The following is a 17925-nucleotide window of genomic DNA, read 5'->3' on the forward strand; positions in this document are numbered from 1 at the left end:
TCACACAGAGCCGTGGCGCCGGCGCCCGATGAGGAGCAGCAGTCTTGCGCGAGTTCAGCCTTCCGGCCCTGTACGAGGTCCCCGCGGACGGCAACCTGACGGATCTCATCCGCCGCAACGCCTCCCAGCACCCAGACGTCGCCGTGATGGGCCGCAAGGTCGCCGGGGCGTGGACCGACGTGACCGCCACGGAGTTCCTGGCCGAGGTCCGCGGGGCCGCCAAGGGTCTGATCGCCGCCGGTGTCGAGCCGGGCGACCGGGTCGCGCTGCTCTCCCGTACGCGCTACGAGTGGGTGCTCCTCGACTTCGCGATCTGGAGCGCGGGCGGCGTGACCGTACCCGTGTACGAGACCAGCTCGCCGGAGCAGATCCAGTGGATCCTCGGCGACTCGGGCGCGACGCTCGTGCTGGTCGAAAGCGCCGCGCACGAGGCCTCGGTGGAGTCCGTACGGGAGCACCTGCCGCAGCTCAAGGACGTGTGGCAGATCGAGGACGACGCGGTCGCGCGGCTCACGGCGACCGGCGCGGACGTCTCCGACGAGCTGCTCGACGAGCGCATGTCGGCGGCGAACGCGGACGACCCGGCGACGATCGTCTACACCTCGGGCACCACGGGCCGCCCCAAGGGCTGCGTCCTGACCCACCGGGCCTTCTTCGCCGAGTGCGGCAACGTGGTGGAGCGGCTGAAGCCCCTCTTCCGTACCGGTGAGTGCTCGGTGCTGCTGTTCCTGCCCGCCGCGCACGTCTTCGGCCGGCTCGTCGAGGTCGCGTCCGTGATGGCGCCGATCCGGCTGGGCTGCGTCCCGGACATCAAGAACCTCACCGACGAGCTGGCCTCGTTCCGGCCGACGCTGATCCTGGGCGTGCCCCGGGTCTTCGAGAAGGTCTACAACTCGGCGCGGGCGAAGGCACAGGCCGACGGCAAGGGCAGGATCTTCGACAAGGCCGCGCACACGGCGATCGCGTACAGCCGGGCGATCGGCACCCCGCAGGGTCCGTCCTTCGGCCTGAAGCTGAAGCACAAGGTCTTCGACAAGCTGGTCTTCTCCAAGCTGCGGGCGGTGCTGGGCGGGCGCGGGGAGTACGCGATCTCGGGCGGCGCGCCGCTCGGCGAGCGGCTCGGGCACTTCTTCCGGGGCATCGGCTTCACGGTCCTGGAGGGCTACGGCCTGACGGAGTCGTGCGCGGCGACGGCGTTCAACCCCTGGGACCGGCAGAAGATCGGTACGGTCGGGCAGCCGCTGCCGGGTTCGGTGGTGCGGATCGCCGACGACGGCGAGGTGCTGCTGCACGGCGAGCACGTCTTCTCGCGGTACTGGAACAACGAGGCGGCGACGGCCGAGGCGCTGGCGGACGGCTGGTTCCACACCGGTGACATCGGCACCCTCGACGAGGACGGCTATCTGGCGATCACCGGCCGGAAGAAGGAGATCCTGGTCACGGCGGGCGGCAAGAACGTCGCTCCCGCGGTCATCGAGGACCGGATCCGGGCGCACGCGCTGGTCGCGGAGTGCATGGTGGTCGGCGACGGGCGCCCGTTCGTGGGCGCGCTGGTCACGATCGACGAGGAGTTCCTCGGCCGCTGGGCCTCCGAGCACGGCAAACCGGCCGGCTCGACGGCTGCCACCCTGCGCGACGACGTGGAGCTCGTGGCGGAGGTCCAGCGCGCGATCGACGACGGCAACGCGGCGGTCTCCAAGGCGGAGTCGGTCCGCAAGTTCCGTATCCTGCCGGCCCAGTTCACGGAGGAGGCGGGCCACATCACGCCGTCCCTGAAACTGAAGCGGAACGTGGTGGCGAAGGACTTCGCGCACGAGATCGAGGCGATCTACACGGCCTGAGCCGACGGCTCGGACGTACGGAGGGGGCCCGGGGCGACATCGCCCCGGGCCCCCTCCGTCGTGGCGTCTCAGAGCAGGGCGCGCAGGCGTTCGGCCAGGAGGTCCCAGCGCCATTTCTCCTCGACCCAGGCGCGGCCCCGTTCGCCCATGCGGGCGCGGAGTTCGGGGTCGAGGAGGAGGGTGGTGACGCGGTCGGCGGTGTCCTCGGGGGATTCGCCGCGGACGACCCAGCCGGTCTCGCCGTCGAGAACGGCGTCGGGGGCGCCGCCGGAGTCGCCCGCGACGACCGGGAGGCCGGTGGCGGAGGCCTCCAGGTAGACGATGCCGAGGCCCTCGACGTCGAGGCCGCCGCGCCGGGTGCGGCAGGGCATGGCGAAGACGTCGCCGGCTCCGTAGTGGGCGGGCAGCTCGGACCAGGGGACGGCGCCGGTGAAGCGCACGGATCCGGCCACGCCGGTCTCGGCGGCGAGGCGGCGCAGGTCCTGCTCGTACGGGCCGCCGCCGACGATCAGGAGGACGGCGTCCGGGACCCCGCGGAGGATCCGCGGCATCGCCCGGATCAGGGTGTCCTGGCCCTTGCGCGGGACGAGCCGGGAGACGCAGACCACGACGGGGCGGTCGCTGAGCCCGAGGCGGGCGCGGACCTCCGCGCCGCCGGAGCCGGGGTGGAAGGTCTTCTCGTCGACGCCGGGCGGGAGCTGCGTCATGCGGCCGGCGGCGGCGGGCGTGAGGGCGGCCGCGATCCGGGAGCGGGTGTACTCGCCGAGGTAGGTGATCGTGTCCGTACCCTCGCCGATCCGCCGCAGCAACTGCCGGGAGCCGGGCAGCTGGGCCCAGCCCGCCTCGTGGCCGTGGGTGGTGGCGACGAGCCGCCGGGCGCCCGCCCGGCGCAGCGCGGGCGCCATCAGGCCGAGGGGGGCGGCGGCGCCGAACCACACGGACTCGCAGCCGTGCTCGCGCAGGAGCGCGGTGGCCCGGGCGGTGACGCGAGGGGTCGGAAGCAGCATGGTGGTGCGATCGCGTACCACCGTGAAAGGCTGTTCGGCGTCGAACGCGGCCGTCGCCTCGATCCCCTCGCCGCCGCGCTTCCACGTGGAGGCGTAGACCACGATCCGGTCGGGGTCCAGGCGGAGCGCCATGTTGTGCAGGAAGGCCTGGATTCCGCCGGGACGCGGCGGGAAGTCGTTGGTTACGATCAGGGTCTTGTGCATCGTGGCCGACAGTACCGCGAGCGCACCCACCGCCCAGCACCACCACTCCCCCCGCGTGAGCGGGCCGACAGGACAAGGACGAGACCAGTGAAGACGGGCGCAGTGGGGAATCGTTCACGGTCACGCGCGGATCTGCGGCTTCCGCTCGGACTCTGGGGTCTCACCCGGGTCGTCCTGCTGCTCTGCGTCTTCAAGATCGTGGTGATCCCCGGACCGGACATCACGTTCGACGTCGCGGACATCTACCAGGGCTGGTACGAGGTCCTGCGGACGGGCACGTACCCGCTGGACGACGTGACCTGGCAGTACCCGCCGGCCGCCGCGTTCGCGATCCTGGCCCCCGGTCTGCTGCCGTTCCTCGGCTACTCGGCCGCCTTCTTCGTCCTCGCCTTCCTCTGTGACGCGCTCGTCTTCGGACTGCTCGTCCACACCGGCCGCCGGGCCGGCCGCTCGATGCGCGGCGCCTGGATCTGGATCGCCGGCGTCGCGCTGCTCGGCCCGACCGCGTACGCCCGGTACGACGTGATGGTGACCGCCGTGGCGGTGGCGGCGCTGCTCGCGGCCGGCCGGAGTCCGCGCGTCCTCGGCGCCCTCGCCGGGTTCGGCGCGGTCCTGAAGGTGTGGCCGGTGCTGCTCCTCGCGGGCACCCCCAAGGGCCGGGCGACCTTCCGGGCCTGGCCGACGGCGGTGGGCGCGGCGGCGGCCGTGCTGCTGCTCTGCGTGCTGTGGATGCCGGGGGCGCTGGCCTTCCTCTCCTTCCAGCGCGACCGGGGCACGGAGGTCGAGTCGCTGGGTTCGATGGTCTTCCACGTGGCCCGGCACTTCGGCTGGGACGGTGAGGCGCGGATGAACTACGGCTCGATCGAGTTCCTCGGTCCGTACGTCTCCACGGTGTCGACGGCCGCCATGGTGCTCACCTTCGTCGCCTTCGGCTGGTTGCTGCTCTGGCGGTTCAAGGCGCGGCACTTCACCTCGTCGACGGTGGCGGACGCGGCCTTCGTCGCGGTGCTGCTGTTCACGGCGACGAGCCGGGTGCTCTCCCCGCAGTACATGCTGTGGCTGGTCGGTCTGGCGGCGGTGTGTCTCGCCTACCGGGCGAGCCGGATGGAGCGCCCGGTGCATCTGATCGTGTGGGCGACGGCGGTGACGCAGTTCGAGTTCCCGGTGTGGTTCTCGCATGTGACGCGGAGCGACCCGCTGGGGATGGCGGTGCTCTTCACCCGGAACGGGCTGCTCATCGCCGCCACGCTCATCGCCTGCCGGATCCTGTGGCAGCAGACGGTGACGGAGCCGCGCCTCGCCGGGGCCGCGACGGTACCCGCGCAGGCGGGTGCGCCGGAGCGCGAGAAGGCTCTGTCCGGCACGTTCTGACGCACACCTGGCGCGCCGTGCGCGTCGGCGTATGCGCCCGCCCGTTCCGGGCACACGACAGGCGTCGCGCGTCACGACCGACGCCACCTGGGGGGAAGGAACACATGGGCACGGTGGTGCACGTTCCGCAGACGCGGGACATGCTCGGGGAGGAACTCTCCGGCGACGAGGCGTTCACGGCGCTGCGGCACTACGGCGGCCGCGCGCTGCTCGTCGACTCCTTCGCCCGCTTCCGGTACGCGGACGGCTTCAGCTTCGCCCGGTCACTGGGCTACCAGGTGGTGCTCGGCATCGTCCCGTTCACCATCGCCCTGGTCGGCGTGACGGTGACCATGCACACCGAGAGCCTGGGACGGGCGATCGAGCTGTCCCTGGCCGGCGTCGTTCCGGGCGCCAGCGCGGGCCTGGTGGGCGACGCGCTCGCCGACACCCGGCGCAGCGCCGGGGCGGACACGGCCGGGGCCATCGCCATGTGGCTCGGCCTCGGCTTCGCGATCCTCAACCTCGCCTCCGCCATGGGGCAGATCGAGCGGGGCTGCAACCGCATCTACGGCATCGAGCGGGACCGTCCGTTCCTCGCCAAGTACGGCAGGGCCGTCCTCCTCGCGGTGAGCGCGGGCCTGCCGCTGGGGGCGGGCTTCCTCGTCATCGTGGCCGGCCCCGAGATCGGCGAGGCCGTGACGCGGGCACTGCACTGGCCGCCGTCCCTGCTCACCTGGTGGCGGCCGCTCCACCTCCCCTTCGGGGTGCTGCTCGCGGCACTCGCCTCCGCCGTGATCTTCCGCTGGGCCCCCCGCCGGGTCCAACCCGGTTACACCTGGCTGGTGTTCGGATCGGGGATCCATCTGCTGCTGTGGGTCGCCGCCACCTGGCTCCTGGGCCTCTACGTCGGCGGCAGCGGGTCGTTCGGTGCGGTGTACGGCTCTCTCGCGGCCTTCGTCGCCCTGCTGTTGTGGGCCAACGTGACGGGCATCGCGCTCTTCCTCGGCATCGCCTTCGCCGCCCAGCTGGAGGCGGCGCGGGCGGGCATCACGGAACCCGTCCACCCGGACCCCGGCCCGGGCACCTGACCTCCCCGGGAGGGGCGTCCCGTTCTCGGGCGCTACGGGGACGGCGGCGGCGACAGGGCCGCTTCGACACTGGGGCGGATGTCGAGGACGGTGTCCGCTCCCGTGATCTCGAAGAGCCGGCGGAGCTGCTCGTCGGGCGCGACGACACGGAGGGCCGTCGTGCTGTGGGTGTGGAGGACCAGATTGAGGAAGGTGGAGTCCCCGAAGGTGATCTCCGTGGCGTCGAGGATCACCACGGGGTAGGCGCTGCCCGCTGTGGCCAGGGCGTCGGTGAGCGGCTGAAGCGTACTGAGGTCCAGGTCGCCGCGGGCGACGACGACGCAGGCCCCGCCGACGGTGTACTGGTCGGTGCGGGCGGTGGTCCCCTCGTCGTCCCTCGGGGACAGGTTGCCGCTGGTGCTGTCCATGCCACGCAGTATGCCCCGCCCGGTCCGGGACCGGCGAGGGTGCCGGGCTCCCGGCCCACGGCGAGACGGCCCCCCACCGGTACGGGTCCCCCGGGATGTCGCGGGAATCCCCGGTCGGTTAGGCTACGGGGTCGGATGAGGCCACTGCCGACGCCGACGTAGGAGAACAGAGCGTGGATGCCCCACACGACGCGGACAGGTTCCGCCCGATGCGGTCGTCGGGCCGGGCTCTGCTGGAAGTAGGCCCCTTGTCAGGGCGACCGGGGGTGAGAGCCATGGGCGAGGTCAACGTGGTCTCGCGCCCTTCCTGGGAAGACGCCCTGACGACCATGGCGCGGCGCCACACGGACGTCTCCTACGTGGAGATGTCGGGGCTCCAGTTCGTCGACGTGGCCGGCGTGGCCGCTCTGGCGGTCACGGCGCAGAACCTGCCCAAGGGCCGTATCGTCCTTGAGGACCCCCCGTCCGAGTTGCGGCGCGTACTGGACATGTTCTGGCCCGACCTGTCGACGATCGAGGTGGCACAGCGATGAGTACAGTTGCCACCGGCGAGTCCTTCGTGCACCCGGCCCTGTTCTACCGGGACGAGCGGGAGTACGTGGCCGGAACCGTGCCCTTCGTTCAGGAGGGCCTGGCCGCCGGGGAGGCCGTGGCGGTCGCGGTGCCCGGCCCCAACCTCGAAGTGATCAAGAACGCTCTCGGGTCCGGCGCCGAGGGTGTCCAGTTCCTCGACATGACCGAGGCCGGCCGCAACCCCGGCCGGATCATCCCGGGAGTGCTGAGAGCGTTCGCCGACGCCCACCCCGAGGGCCACGTCCGCATCATCGGCGAGCCGATCTGGGCCGGCCGTACAGCCACCGAGTACCCCGCGTGCGTGCAGCACGAAGCGCTGATCAACAGCGCCTTCCAGGGGCGGGACGCGACCATCCTGTGCCCCTACGACACGGTACGCCTGGACGCCGAGGTCATCGCCGACGCCTGGGCCACCCACCCCACGGTCATCGACCGGGGACGCGAACTGAGCAGCCCCTCCTACGACTGGCAGACGGTCGTCACCCGCTACAACGAGCCCCTGGTCCGTCCGGCGGGCGCCGCGACGGTCTCCTTCGGCGCCGAGGAGCTGCCGGCCGCGCGCCACTTCGCGGTCAAGGAGGCCGAGGTGCTGGGGCTGCCCGGCGGCCGGGCACAGGACCTCGCGCTCGCGGTCTCGGAACTGACGACCAACAGCGTGATCCACGGCGGTGGCTCCGGCACCCTGCGGATCTGGGCCGAGAGCGAGCGGATCGTGTGCGAGGTCGAGGACGGCGGCCGTCTGGCCGACCCACTGGCCGGCCGTCGCCCGGCGGCCCGTGGCCAGCTGGGCGGGCGCGGCCTGCTCCTGGTCAACTACCTCGCCGACCTGGTCCGGGTGCACACGGCTCCGGACGGCACCACCGTCCGCTTCTACCTCAGCCGCTGACCGTCCGGAACGGCGCCCCGCGCGACCGCCCGGTCACAGGAAGCGGCGAATCGGCAGTACGGCTGCCTCCCGGGCGCGCTGGACGGGCGAGCGTCTCTTCCAGCGGCCGCCGCTGATCCGTTCACTGGCTTCGAGGTCCTGGTCGAAGTGCTCGTCCAGGGTGGCGGTGAAGGTCTCGTCCAGGACGGCGAGCATGACCTCTTCGTCGTGGTCGAGGGAGCGCCGGTTGAAGTTGGTCGAGCCGATCAGACTGGCGGTCCGGTCCACGGTGATGACCTTGGCGTGCATCATCGTCGGCTGGTACTCGTAGATCTTCACGCCGCAGGCGGTCAGTTCCTCGTAGTAGTGCTGCCCGGCCAGTTGGCAGACGCGCTTGTCGGTATGGGGCCCCGGGAGCAGGATCTCGACCTCGACCCCGCGCCTGGCGGCCGCGCAGAGCAGCCCGATGAAGTAGGCGTCCGGCGCGAAGTACGCCGTGGCGAGGCGCACCCGCTCCTCGGCGGATTCGAGCATCACCCGGATCAGCGTCTGCATGTCCTGCCAGCCGATGCTGGCCGATCCCCGCACGACCTGCACGACCGCGTCGCCCTGCCGCTCGTGCTCGACGAAACGGTCGCGCTCGTCGAAGAGGTCCTGGTGGCACTCGGCCCAGTTCTGCGCGAACGCGGCGGCGATGCCGTCCACCGCCGGACCCCGTACCTCGACGTGGGTGTCGCGCCATTCGTTCTCGTTGCGGGCGTCGCCGCACCACTCCTGGGCGATGCCGACGCCGCCGGTGAACGCCACGCGCTCGTCCACGACGAGGGCCTTGCGGTGGCAGCGGTGGTTCTGCTTGAACGGCGACAGGTAGAGCGGTTTGCGGAACCAGGACACCTGCACCCCGGCCTGCTCCATCGCCAGCAGCTGGTCCTTCTCGATCAGCCGGCTGCCGAAGCCGTCCAGAAGGAGGCGCACGCGTATCCCCTCACGGGCACGGTCGGCGAGGGCCCGGGCGAATTCATTGGCTATGTCACCGCGCCAGTAGACGAACGTCATCATGTCCACCGTGTGCTCGGCGGAACGGATCGCCGTCAGCATGGCGTCGAAGATCTCGTCCCCGTTGCGCAGGGCCACCAGGGAGTTCCCCTCGGTGGCGGCGATGCCGATCAGGCGCTCCAAGCGCCGCCGGAGGCGGTGCTTGCGGTCGTCGGAGGAAGGAGGAGGGGTCTGGTCGTCGAGGGTGTCCCCGCGGACTTCCGGTATCTCGTGCGTACGCGTCATGACTCACCTGGTCGACGGAAAAAGGAAGGGCGCCGGTCGGAGCGACCGGCGCGACAGGGTGACGGGGTGGGGCCGAGGAGACCGCCGGGGGAGGCGGCTCCTCGGCCGGGTCTCAGCACTGGGTGGTGAGCATGCCTTCGCGAAGCTGCTTCAGCGTGCGGGACAGCAGACGGGAGACGTGCATCTGGGAGCAGCCCAGCTGCTCGCCGATCTGGGCCTGGGTGAGCTCCTCGACGAAGCGCATGTGGAGGATTCGCCGGTCGCGGTCGGCGAGTCCGGCGATGAGGGGCGCGAGGGCGTGGAAGTCCTCGACGAGCTCCATGGCGGGGTCCTCGGCGCCGATGAAGTCGGCGAGGGCCGCCTCGCCGTCCTCGCTGTCGCCGGTGATCGCGGCGTCGAGCGAGCTGGAGTTGTAGCCGTTCGCGGCCAGACGGGCCTCGATGACCTCGTCCTCCGACAGGCTCATCAGCTCGGCCAGCTCCTTGACCGTGGGCGTGCGGCCGAGCCGGGTGCTCAACTCGTCGGTGGCGCGGGCGAGTTCGACGCGGGCCTCCTGGAGGCGGCGCGGGACGTGCACGGCCCAGGAGGTGTCGCGGAAGAACCGCTTGATCTCGCCCACGATGTAGGGGACGGCGAAGGTGGTGAACTCGACCTCGCGGGACAGCTCGAAGCGGTCGATGGCCTTGATCAGGCCGATCATCCCGACCTGGACGATGTCCTCCATCTCGTCGGCGCCACGGCTGCGGAACCGGCCCGCCGCGTAGCGGACGAGGGACATGTTCATCTCGATGAGGGTGTTGCGCACGTACTGGTACTCGTGCGTGCCTTCCTCAAGAGCCGTCAGCTGCCCGAAGAACAGCCTGGACATCGCCCGGGCGTCCTTAGGAGCGACCTTGAGCGGGTCGTCGATGGTCGGCAGGCTCGCCATACCGTTCGCAGCGTTCTCCGCCTGTGTCCTCGTCGCCGTCGTCAGCACTCTCGGGCCCTCCCTCATCGATCAACACGTCTCTCGACCCCTCGGGGCCGCGCTTACCCCGGGTGTCGCCGGTCATGCGCGGAAATTATCCCCGTCTTCGAGCGAACTCGCGACTCGGCCCGCTCCTAGTGGCCGAGCCGCTCCACCAGATGGGCGCGCCAGTCGGCGGTGAAGTCCTCCGGGGTGGTGCCGAGCACGTCCTGGAGTGCCTTCTCCACCGCGCCCTCGCGGCCCGGGTGGGCCCCGACCGCGCGGTAGAAGGCCGTCAGCTCCTCCTCGCCCCACCGGTCCGCGATGAGCTCGCAGGCCAGCCAGCCGCCCTCGTAGGCCCGTGCCAGGGCCTCCGCGTCGCCGCCGAAGCCGAACTCGGGGTCCTCCGGGAGCCGGGCGGGCAGCTCGCCCGCGCGGACCGCGCGGGCGAGTTCGGGCGCGGCCTGGGCGGCGGTGCGGCCGGAGCCCCGGTAGGCGACCCAGTCGGCGAAGCCCTCGGAGAGCCAGATCGGGGTGGCCCCGGTGGTCTGGACCCGGGTCGCGACATGGGTGGCCTCGTGGGTGAGGACCAGCTGCCGCCCGAAGGCGCCGAGCACCGCGTACGCGTCGGGGTTCACGATCACCCGGTCGGCGGGCGCCTGCGGGCCGCCGCCCGTCTCGCCGGTGGTGACGGCCGCGATGCCCCGGTAGGAGGCGGCCGGTCCGCCGAGGAGCCGTCCCATCGCCTCGACCGACGCGGGTACGAGGACCACGACGCGGCCCGCCCAGTCGCCGTGCCAGGCCTCCCCGACCGCGGGCACCGCCCGGTCGGCGGCGGCCGCGATCTCCCGCAGCCGCTCGTCGCTCTGGCCGACGCCGAGGACGAGGCTGCGCCGACCGGTCACCGCCTCGACCCGCCCCTGCTGCCACAGCTGCTGCGGGGCGCCCTCGACGGCCCGGTCGCCGGTGACGTACCAGCGGCCGTCCCGCTCCGCGAGGTCCAGGATCCGTCCGGTGGTGACGGGCCCGGGGTCGTAGCCCTCGATCCGGTACCCCAGCTCGGCCTCGGCGGTGGCCGTGCCCTCTCCGGTCCGCTCGACGTCGGTGACGCGGTAGCTCAGGCGGCCCAGCGGGACCTCGGCGAGCCGGTCGAACTGCGTGCGCGCGGCCGGTACGAGCGAGGGGTCGAGGGCCGCGAGATAGCCGGCCTCGTCCCGGTCGACGAGCGCCCGCGCGTGCCGGTCGAGCAGGCCCTGGATCTCCCGGGGTGCCGGGTCGGCCGGCGTGGGCGCGGTGCACCCGCCGACGGCCAGGAGGGCGGCCAGCAGACACCCGGCCGCGCCGCGCGCCGCTCCACTCCCCTGACCTGCCACGCCCCGATCGTACGGTCGGAACGGCAGGCCCCGCTTCCCGTGCAGGACGGTCCGGGACCGGCGGTGCCCCCGGGCTCAGACCCGGGTCACCGTCACGTGCGACATCATGTTCACCGGGTCGTAGCGGACCCGCGCGCCCGGGTAGGGGGCGTGGATGACCTGCCCGCCGCCGGCGTAGATCCCGACGTGACTGGCGTCGCCGCGGTACGTGACGAGGTCGCCGGGCTGCGCCTGCGCGAGCGGCACCTGACGCCCCGCGTACCGCTGCGCCGACGAGGTCCGCGGCAGGCTGATCCCGGCCTGCCGGTACGACCAGACCATCAGGCCCGAGCAGTCGAAGGCGGAGGGGCCGGTGGCCCCCCACACGTACGGCTTGCCGATCGCGCTGCGGGCGGCGATCACGGCGGCGGCGGCCCGCGAGGAGGCCGGGCCGAGGTCGGCCATGGGGGGCGCCGCCTCGGCGGGTCCGCCGACGCGTCCGCCCTCCCGTCCGGCGTCGCGTCCGCCCTCCTGTCCGCCGTCGCGTCCGCCGGACCTGGAGGCCCGGTCGAAGTCCGCGCGCTCCTGCGCGGTGAGGCCGGCGAGCACCCGGCGGGCTTCGGCGAGCTTGCGCTCGACGGTGCGCTTGTGGCGGGCGACCTCGGCCCGGCTGCGGTCGAGTTCCACCAGGGCGGTACGGGCCTCGGACCGCTTCTGGTCCAGCCGGCGCTGCTCCCGCTGGAGTTCGGTGAGCGCGGCCCCCTGGCGGGCGGTGAGCCGCTCCAGGGCGGCGGCCCGGTCGAGGTAGCTGTCCGGGTCGGAGGAGAGCAGCAGGGCGAGGGCGGGGTCGATGCCGCCGGAGCGGTACTGGGCCCCGGCGACCGAGCCGAGCGCCCCCCGCATGTGGTTGATGCGCTCCTGGCCGCGGGCGAGGCCGTCCCGGGCCTGGGAGACCGTCCGGCGCAGCGCATCCGCCTTCTCGTCCGCCTTGTTGTAGCCCTCGGTGGCCCGCTCGGCCTCCTCGAAGAGGCGGTCGACCGTGGCCCGGGTGGCCTCGGTCCCGGCTCCGGGGTCGGCGCTCGCGGGGACGGCCCCGAGGGACGCCGCCGCGGTCGCCGCGGCGGCGGTGAGGACGGTGACCCTGGCGGGTCGGCGGTGGGACGCCACGAATCGCGCTCCGTTCGGCTCGACGCAGACTGGCGCGGCAGACAGTAGCCGTTGATCAGTCGGCGTCCAACGAAGCCGATGGACACACACAGTGACGCCCCGCCGGAGAACACAGGTCACCGGCGGGGCGTCAGGTCAGTCAGGGTCGCGGTGAACCACCCGTTCGGGCGGCATACCGCAGGGTCCGTCGGGCGTCAGCCGCCGATGCGGACACCGAACTGGAACGTGCCCATGTAGCTCATGGACTCGTAGCGGACGCTGGCGCCCGGCTTGGGGGCGTGCAGGATCGTGTTGTTGCCCGCGTACAGACCCACGTGCGACAGGCCGTTGAAGAAGACCAGGTCGCCCGGCTTGAGCTGGCTGCGGCCGATCTTCACGCCGTCGTTCTGCTGGGTGTAGGTGGTGCGGGTGAGCTGGACGTTGGCCTGGCCGTAGGCCCACATGGTCAGGCCGGAGCAGTCGTACGCGCCGGGGCCCTCGGCGCCGGAGACGTACGGCTTGCCGACCTGGGTGGCGGCGGCGGCGAGCGCCGCGGCGCCGTAGCCGTTCGCGGGGGCCTCGTTGCCGAGGTCCATCCGCTCGCCGGCGGCGCGACTCGCGCGCTGCTCCTTCGCCCGCTCCTCCTGCTCCAGCTTGGCCTTCTCGGCCGCGGTGAGGGTGTTGAGGAGCTTCTGCGCCTCGGCGAGCTTGCCCTGGAACTTCTTCTTCTTGGCGCCGAGGGTCTTGCGGACGTCCTCGAGGTCGGCCAGCTTCGTGGTGGCCTCGGCCCGCTGCTGGGCGAGGGTGCGCTGCTTCGCCTGGATGGAGGTGAGCACGTCGGCCTGCTGGGCGCTGACCTGGTCGATCGCGGACGCCTTGTCGAGGTAGGTGTCCGGGTCCGCGGAGAGGAAGAGCTGGAGCGCCGGGTCGATGCCGCCGGAGCGGTACTGGGCGCTGGCGACCGAACCGATCTGGTCGCGCAGGGTGTTGAGCTCCTGCTGACCGCGGGCGACCTTGTCCTGGAGCTGGCCGATCTCCTTCTGCAGCGTGCCGCGGCGCTCCTCGGCGAGGTTGTACTGCTCCGTGGCCTCCTCGGCCTCGTGGTGCAGTGCGTCGACCTTGGACTTGACCTCGTCGATCTTGGGCTTGGCGGGGGCCGCTTGGGCACCGGACTGTGCGGTGAGGGCGACGGCGGCGGCCGCGGTCACGGTGAGCACGGTCACGCGGGTGCGGCTCGGCTGCTTGGGTCGACGGTGGGACGCCACGAAGGCGAGCTCCTTCTTCCTCGAGCCGCCCAACCGGTCAAGGGAAGGCGGTTCCTTCGCTGCCACCCCGGATGGATGATCAACCGCGCGAAGGTTCGAAGGCCGACCCTAGTGACCAAGTTGTGATCAGTTCAAATCCCACTGGCAAAAATATCGCTCAGGCACCACTTTATTTACACGCATCGCACGGGCAGTGATGACCACTTGACGGTCCGCCATCCAGAATTCGGGCATAAGACCCAGGAGTTGCCATGTGTTACGAGAGCCGCGAAAGCCGCTTCAGCAACAAGGCGGACGCGACCGGCCGTGCCCCCGCCTTGGCCACCCCGTCGGCGACCTCACGGTCCGTGGAGACCACCACCACCGGCCGGCCCGGCGGCTCCGCCCGCACCAGCTGCCGGATCAACTCGTCGGCCGTGACACCGGGCTTGGAGAACAGCACCCGCACCCCGCGCGGCGGCGCGAGCAGCACCGGGGCCGCCAGCTCCGCCCCGTCGAAGACGCAGGTGACCTCGGCGCCCGAGCGGGCCGCGAGGGCCGACAGGGAGCCGAGCAACCGCAGCCGCTGCTTCTCCAGCGGCATCGTCGGATAGCCGGTCTTGGTGACGTTGTAGCCGTCGACGACCAGATGGGCCTGCGGCAGCGCGAGGAGCTGGTCGAGCAGTGCCGGATCGGTCTCGGAGAGCGCCCGCGCCGCGATGTCCTTCGGGGACATCCGCCCCGGCTCCACCGCGTCCACCGTGTCCGCCGGGTGCGTCGAGACGGGCGGCAGCGCGAGTTCGCGGCGCAGCCCCTGGGCGGCGTCGAGGACGGTGTCGAGCAGCAGCCGCAGCCGCATGTCCTCCACCGAGCGCCCCTCACGGGCCGATCTGCGGCTCGCCTCCAGGGCCGCCTCGACCTCGCCGAGCCGGGCCTTGAGCCGCCGGCTCTCGCTCTCGGCCGAGGACACCTGGGCGGCCGCCTCGGCCCGCGCGGTCTCGATCTCGCCCCGGACGCGGCGCAGCGCCGCCTCGCCGCGCTTCACGTCGCTCTGGGCGCTGCGCAGCTTGCGGTGAAGCGATTCCGCTTCCTTCCTGGCCGTCTCCAGGTCGCGCCGCAGCTGCTCGGTCTCGTCCCGGGCGCGGTCGCGGGCGCCGGCGAGCTCCTCGCGCAGCCGCTCCAGCTCGCGCCGGCCGGCCTCGTCGGCCCGCTCGGCGTCGGCGCGCAGGGCCTCCTCGCCCGCGGCGGCCACGAGCTTGACCCAGCCGGGCGGGCGCAGCACGTAGGCGGCCGCCGCCACGTCGACGGGGTCGGCGGCGGCGGGCGGGGTGCCGGTCTCCACGGCGCCGGCCAGTTCGGGCTGGCCCAGCTTGAACCGCTCGCCGATCCGCTGCCGGAACAACGGGTCGCTCTCCAGAGCGGCCGCCATCGCGTTCCCGGCGAACTTGGCCCGTCGGCTCGCGGTGAACCGGGCGTACTGCCTCAGGGGTGCGGGCAGCTCCGCGACGGTCAGCCCGCCGAAGGCGTCCGCGACCAGCGCGACGACCCGCCGCCGTACGCCTTCCGGCAGTGGGTGGTCGAGCGTCTCGGCAGCGTCACCTGCCGCGCCGGCCGGCTCACCACCGTGCGCGGGCTGCTCCACGATCCGTCACCCCTATGTCATCCGCGCCGTCCCTCAGGAGGCGGCGCCCGGCCTGTCCACCAGTTCGATCTGGTCCACCGCGTTGCACCAGCGGCAGCGGACCGACTCGATGGTCTCACTGACCACCTGCCGCTCCTCGACCTTCGGCTCCCCCGCGAGGTCCAGATGGACGTACTCGACGACCTTGGAGGAGCGGGTCACGTCGAAGCGGGTCAGGTTGCCGCAGAGCGTGCAGCGCCAGCGAGTCTCGGCGGTCGGCAGGGGAACCGTCGTCATCGAGCCGTCCTTCTTCCTGTTGCGTGGTACCAGGTGCGGGAGCCGCGGTGCGCCGTCGAACTGCGGTCGTACTGCCCGTAACCCTACGGCCTCACGGGTCGGCGGGGGCACGGCGAGGCACTCTGTCCACTTCGTCCCGGGTACGCCATGATCTGTCCGTGATCGATTGGCGAGGAGCGGTCCGTGCTGTCCTGGGGTCCTGGCGCGGCGCCCGCGGCGGGCCCACGGTGACCTACGGACTGATCGCCGCCTGCTGCGTCCTCTTCGTGATCAGTCCGGTCTCCGGGCTCAACCCGGCACACGGCACGGGAGATCAGCTCCTCGCGGCACAGGGCGTGTACTTCCGGCGCTGGGGCGTCATCCCCGCCGAGCTGATGAGCGGCGATCCGCGGGCCCTGCTCACCCCGCTGACCGCGCTCTTCGTCCACGGCAGCTGGCTCCACCTGCTGGGGAACATGCTGTTCCTGTACGTGTTCGGCGCGATGACCGAGGAACGCATGGGCGCCGTCGAGTTCGCCCTCTTCTACCTGGGCACCGGCTACCTCGCGCTCCTCGGGTACGCGGCGGCGCACGCGCACAGCGAGCAGACGCTCGTCGGGGCGTCGGGGGCGATCTCCGGGGTGCTCGGGGCCTTCCTCTTCCTCTTCCCGCGGGCCCGGGTCACCAGCCTCTTCCCCTTCCTCTTCTTCCTTCCGCTGCGCTTCCCCGCCTGGATCGTGCTGATCTTCTGGTTCGTGCTCCAGTGGCTGGCCGCGCGGGCCGCGGGCGCCGGTCCCGGCGTCGCCTATCTGGCCCATGTGCTGGGCTTCTCCGTCGGCTTCCTCTACGCGTGGGGGCGCCACAGGGGTGGGGATAGAGTGAAAGCCCAAGCCGCGGCGACCGAGGGAGAAAGCCAGCCGTGATCACCGCGATCGTGCTCATCAAGACCAGCGTGGACCGCATCCCCGAGATCGCCGAGTCCATCGCCGCGCTCGACAGCGTCAGTGAGGTCTTCTCCGTGACCGGTACGTACGACCTGATCGCCATGGTCCGGGTGCCGCGCCACGACGACCTGGCGGACGTGATCCCCGGCAGCATCAGCAAGATCCCGGGCGTCGAGGCCACGGACACCCACGTCGCCTTCCGCACGTACTCCCAGCACGACCTGGAGGCGGCCTTCGCCATCGGTCTGGAGTCCTGAGAGCCCGTGCGCGGCAGGACTGAAGGGGGCCTCCCGACCGGGAGGCCCCCTTCACCCGTACGAGTGAGCGCTCAGCCGCGGTCGGGGACGCAGCGGCCGTCCTCGGTGCGGTAGTTCCACCGCGCGCCGTCGCGGACGAGCTCCTTCACCGCGCCGACGAACCGCTCCACGTGCTCGTCGGGCGTACCGGCGCCGAAGCTCACCCGGATGGCGTTGAGGGACCTCTCACCGGGCGCGGCCTCGGGGGCGCCGCACTCGCCCTGGGTCCCGGGGTCGCCGCCGAGCAGCGTGCGGACCAGCGGGTGTGCGCAGAAGAGTCCGTCGCGGACGCCGATGCCGTACTCGGCGGAGAGCGCGGCGGCGAAGTGGGAGCTGTTCCAGCCCTCCACGACGAAGGAGATGACGCCGACCCGGGGCGCGTCGTCGCCGAACAGCGACAGCACCTTGACCTCGGGGACCTCGGCGAGTCCCGCGCGGACCGTGGCGATCAGGTGCCGCTCCCGCGCGACGAGGGCGTCGAAGCCGGCCTCGGTGAGCGCCTTGCAGGCGGAGGCGATGGAGTACACGCCGATGACGTTCGGGGAGCCGGCCTCGTGGCGGGCCGCGGTGGTGTGCCACTCCACGTCCACCCCGCCGTCGGCCCGGCGTGCCACCTTGCGGGAGGCGCCGCCGCCCGCGAGGTAGGGCTCGGCGTCCTGGAGCCAGTCGGCGCGGCCGGCGAGGACGCCCGAGCCGAAGGGCGCGTACAGCTTGTGCCCGGAGAAGGCGATCCAGTCCACGTCCAGGTCCTGGACGGAGACCGGGTGGTGGGGCGCGAGCTGGGCGGCGTCGAGCACGATCCGGGCGCCGTGGGCGTGCGCGGCGGCGGCGAGCTCCTTCACCGGCCACAGCTCCCCGGTGACGTTGGAGGCGCCGGTGACGCAGACGAGCGCGGGGCCTCCCGTGCCCGAGCTGGGCCGGGAGCTCGGGGAGGGGTCTCGGTCGGCGAGGGCGCGCTCCAGGGTAGCGACTGCCTGCTCCGGGGTGCGCGGGGCGTCGAGGTAGGTGACGCGGGCGTCCTGCCACGGCAGCAGCGAGGCGTGGTGCTCGGTCTCGAAGACGAAGACCTGGCAGTCGGCGGGGAGGGTGGCTGCGAGCAGGTTGAGCGAGTCGGTGGTGGAGCGGGTGAAGACGACCTGGTCGTCGGGGCGGCAGTCGAGGAACTCGGCGACGGTGGCGCGGCTGTTCTCGAAGAGGTCGGTGGAGAGCTGGGAGAGGTAGCCGGCGCCGCGGTGGACGCTGCCGTAGTACGGGGCGTACGCGGCGACGTCGTCCCACACCCGCTGGAGGGCCGGGGCGCTGGCCGCGTAGTCGAGCGCCGCGTAGGTCACCTCGCCGCCGGTGACGAGCGGGACGGTGACGTCCCGGCCGAGGACGGGCAGCGGGGCGGCGCAGCAGGAGTCGGCGGACTCGTCGGCGGCGGTGGCGACGGCGGCGTGAGTGCGTGCGGACATGGCGGTATCTCCCGGCGGGCGGTGCGG

At 72.4% G+C, this 17925-nt stretch carries 17 protein-coding genes; 7 read left to right on the forward strand and 10 right to left on the reverse strand.

Translation table 11 applies throughout. The features are described from left to right. Positions 1 to 44 precede the first annotated feature (44 nt). Positions 45 to 1841 carry an AMP-dependent synthetase/ligase gene (locus ABZ567_RS01585; RefSeq protein ID WP_360783244.1) on the forward strand — a complete coding sequence of 599 codons (1797 nt, stop codon included), beginning with the start codon at positions 45 to 47 and terminating at the stop codon, positions 1839 to 1841. Between the two features lie 68 nt (positions 1842 to 1909). On the opposite strand, the gene ABZ567_RS01590 is transcribed toward ABZ567_RS01585, so the two are convergent. Next, a complete protein-coding gene (locus ABZ567_RS01590; RefSeq protein WP_360783247.1) occupies positions 1910 to 3052 on the reverse strand; it encodes a glycosyltransferase family 4 protein in 1143 nt (380 codons plus the stop codon). 132 nt (positions 3053 to 3184) lie between these two features. Between ABZ567_RS01590 and ABZ567_RS01595 the strand changes: the two genes are divergently transcribed. Both ABZ567_RS01595 and ABZ567_RS01600 read left to right on the forward strand, forming a co-directional pair. Continuing rightward, positions 3185 to 4423 carry a glycosyltransferase family 87 protein gene (locus ABZ567_RS01595; RefSeq protein WP_360784984.1) on the forward strand — a complete coding sequence of 413 codons (1239 nt, stop codon included), beginning with the start codon at positions 3185 to 3187 and terminating at the stop codon, positions 4421 to 4423. Positions 4424 to 4527: 104 nt separating this feature from the next. After that, complete coding sequence (locus ABZ567_RS01600; RefSeq protein WP_360783250.1) at positions 4528 to 5493, forward strand: YihY/virulence factor BrkB family protein; 966 nt, start codon at positions 4528 to 4530, stop codon at positions 5491 to 5493. Between the two features lie 32 nt (positions 5494 to 5525). On the opposite strand, the gene ABZ567_RS01605 is transcribed toward ABZ567_RS01600, so the two are convergent. Beyond that, positions 5526 to 5900 carry an STAS domain-containing protein gene (locus ABZ567_RS01605; protein WP_360783253.1) on the reverse strand — a complete coding sequence of 125 codons (375 nt, stop codon included), beginning with the start codon at positions 5898 to 5900 and terminating at the stop codon, positions 5526 to 5528. A 275-nt stretch (positions 5901 to 6175) separates the two neighbouring features. Between ABZ567_RS01605 and ABZ567_RS01610 the strand changes: the two genes are divergently transcribed. After that, a complete protein-coding gene (locus ABZ567_RS01610) occupies positions 6176 to 6433 on the forward strand; it encodes an STAS domain-containing protein (RefSeq protein ID WP_360783256.1) in 258 nt (85 codons plus the stop codon). Continuing rightward, on the forward strand, positions 6430 to 7359 hold the full coding sequence (locus ABZ567_RS01615) for a sensor histidine kinase (RefSeq protein WP_360783259.1): 930 nt from the start codon (positions 6430 to 6432) through the stop codon (positions 7357 to 7359). Before ABZ567_RS01610 ends, ABZ567_RS01615 begins: the two co-directional genes overlap by 4 nt. A 33-nt stretch (positions 7360 to 7392) precedes the next feature. Here the strand turns inward: ABZ567_RS01615 and ABZ567_RS01620 are convergent, their stop codons facing one another. The 7 genes from ABZ567_RS01620 to ABZ567_RS01650 all read right to left on the reverse strand — a co-directional run bounded on the left by ABZ567_RS01620 (position 7393) and on the right by ABZ567_RS01650 (position 15225). Continuing rightward, positions 7393 to 8619: a phospholipase D-like domain-containing protein gene (locus tag ABZ567_RS01620; RefSeq protein WP_360783261.1), complete on the reverse strand. Its 1227-nt coding sequence runs from the start codon at positions 8617 to 8619 to the stop codon at positions 7393 to 7395. Positions 8620 to 8731: 112 nt separating this feature from the next. Then, on the reverse strand, positions 8732 to 9547 hold the full coding sequence (locus tag ABZ567_RS01625; protein ID WP_360783264.1) for an RNA polymerase sigma factor SigF: 816 nt from the start codon (positions 9545 to 9547) through the stop codon (positions 8732 to 8734). 173 nt (positions 9548 to 9720) lie between these two features. Further along, positions 9721 to 10938: a hypothetical protein gene (locus ABZ567_RS01630; RefSeq protein ID WP_360783268.1), complete on the reverse strand. Its 1218-nt coding sequence runs from the start codon at positions 10936 to 10938 to the stop codon at positions 9721 to 9723. 75 nt (positions 10939 to 11013) lie between these two features. Further along, the gene (locus ABZ567_RS01635; protein ID WP_360783271.1) at positions 11014 to 12084 is read right to left on the reverse strand and encodes an NlpC/P60 family protein; all 1071 of its coding nucleotides are present in this window, start codon (positions 12082 to 12084) and stop codon (positions 11014 to 11016) included. Positions 12085 to 12278: 194 nt separating this feature from the next. Then, the gene (locus tag ABZ567_RS01640) at positions 12279 to 13328 is read right to left on the reverse strand and encodes an NlpC/P60 family protein (RefSeq protein ID WP_360783274.1); all 1050 of its coding nucleotides are present in this window, start codon (positions 13326 to 13328) and stop codon (positions 12279 to 12281) included. Positions 13329 to 13584: 256 nt separating this feature from the next. Continuing rightward, positions 13585 to 14949, reverse strand: coding sequence for an NYN domain-containing protein (locus ABZ567_RS01645; RefSeq protein WP_360783277.1), 1365 nt, complete (start codon positions 14947 to 14949; stop codon positions 13585 to 13587). 33 nt (positions 14950 to 14982) lie between these two features. Next, on the reverse strand, positions 14983 to 15225 hold the full coding sequence (locus ABZ567_RS01650; RefSeq protein WP_053640505.1) for a hypothetical protein: 243 nt from the start codon (positions 15223 to 15225) through the stop codon (positions 14983 to 14985). 158 nt (positions 15226 to 15383) lie between these two features. On the opposite strand from ABZ567_RS01650, the gene ABZ567_RS01655 reads away from it, so the two are divergent. Both ABZ567_RS01655 and ABZ567_RS01660 read left to right on the forward strand, forming a co-directional pair. Further along, positions 15384 to 16127: a rhomboid family intramembrane serine protease gene (locus tag ABZ567_RS01655; RefSeq protein WP_360783281.1), complete on the forward strand. Its 744-nt coding sequence runs from the start codon at positions 15384 to 15386 to the stop codon at positions 16125 to 16127. Beyond that, positions 16124 to 16405, forward strand: coding sequence for an Lrp/AsnC ligand binding domain-containing protein (locus ABZ567_RS01660; RefSeq protein ID WP_030205672.1), 282 nt, complete (start codon positions 16124 to 16126; stop codon positions 16403 to 16405). Before ABZ567_RS01655 ends, ABZ567_RS01660 begins: the two co-directional genes overlap by 4 nt. A 71-nt stretch (positions 16406 to 16476) precedes the next feature. Here the strand turns inward: ABZ567_RS01660 and ABZ567_RS01665 are convergent, their stop codons facing one another. Further along, on the reverse strand, positions 16477 to 17898 hold the full coding sequence (locus ABZ567_RS01665) for an aminotransferase class V-fold PLP-dependent enzyme (protein WP_360783284.1): 1422 nt from the start codon (positions 17896 to 17898) through the stop codon (positions 16477 to 16479). Positions 17899 to 17925: the final 27 nt, after the last annotated feature.

Origin of the sequence: Streptomyces sp. NPDC016459 (genome assembly GCF_040632845.1) — a bacterium.
In the GTDB taxonomy this organism is placed as follows: Bacteria; Actinomycetota; Actinomycetes; order Streptomycetales; family Streptomycetaceae; genus Streptomyces.